The 718-nt window shown below is 64.3% G+C and carries 1 protein-coding gene; it reads left to right on the forward strand.

Annotated features, from left to right (window positions below; genetic code table 11):
- Window positions 1-718, forward strand: a 718-nt coding sequence (locus QPK29_RS33490) for an acyl-CoA dehydrogenase family protein (protein WP_400189971.1), incomplete at both ends; no start/stop codon positions are given.

The following is a 718-nucleotide window of genomic DNA, read 5'->3' on the forward strand; positions in this document are numbered from 1 at the left end:
TCGAGCGCGTCGATTCCGGCTACCGCTCGATGATGAGCGTGCAGTCGTCGCTCGTGATGGTGCCCATCTACGAATTCGGCAATGAAGAAACGAAGCAGAAATACCTGCCGAAGCTTGCGACCGGCGAATGGATCGGCTGCTTCGGCCTGACCGAACCGAACCACGGCTCCGACCCGGGCTCGATGGTCACGCGCGCACGCAAGGTCGACGGCGGCTACTCGCTGTCCGGCTCCAAGATGTGGATCACGAACTCGCCGATCGCCGACGTGTTCGTCGTCTGGGCCAAGGATGACGAAGGCAAGATCCGCGGCTTCGTGCTGGAAAAGGGCTGGAAAGGCCTCTCAAGCCCGGCCATCCACGGCAAGGTCGGCCTGCGCGCGTCGATTACGGGCGAGATCGTGATGGACGAGGTGTTCTGCCCGGAAGAAAACGCGTTCCCGGAAGTGCGCGGCCTGAAGGGTCCGTTCACGTGCCTGAACTCGGCCCGCTACGGCATCGCCTGGGGCGCGCTGGGCGCCGCGGAAGACTGCTGGCACCGCGCCCGCCAGTACGTGCTGGACCGCAAGCAGTTCGGCAAGCCACTGGCCGCCAACCAGCTGATCCAAAAGAAACTGGCCGACATGCAGACGGAAATCACGCTGGGCCTGCAGGGCGTCCTGCGCCTGGGCCGCATGAAGGACGAGGGCACGGCCGCGGTCGAGATCACGTCGATCATGAA

It is taken from the genome of Massilia orientalis, assembly GCF_030411975.2.
In the GTDB taxonomy this organism is placed as follows: domain Bacteria; phylum Pseudomonadota; class Gammaproteobacteria; order Burkholderiales; family Burkholderiaceae_D; genus Telluria; species Telluria orientalis.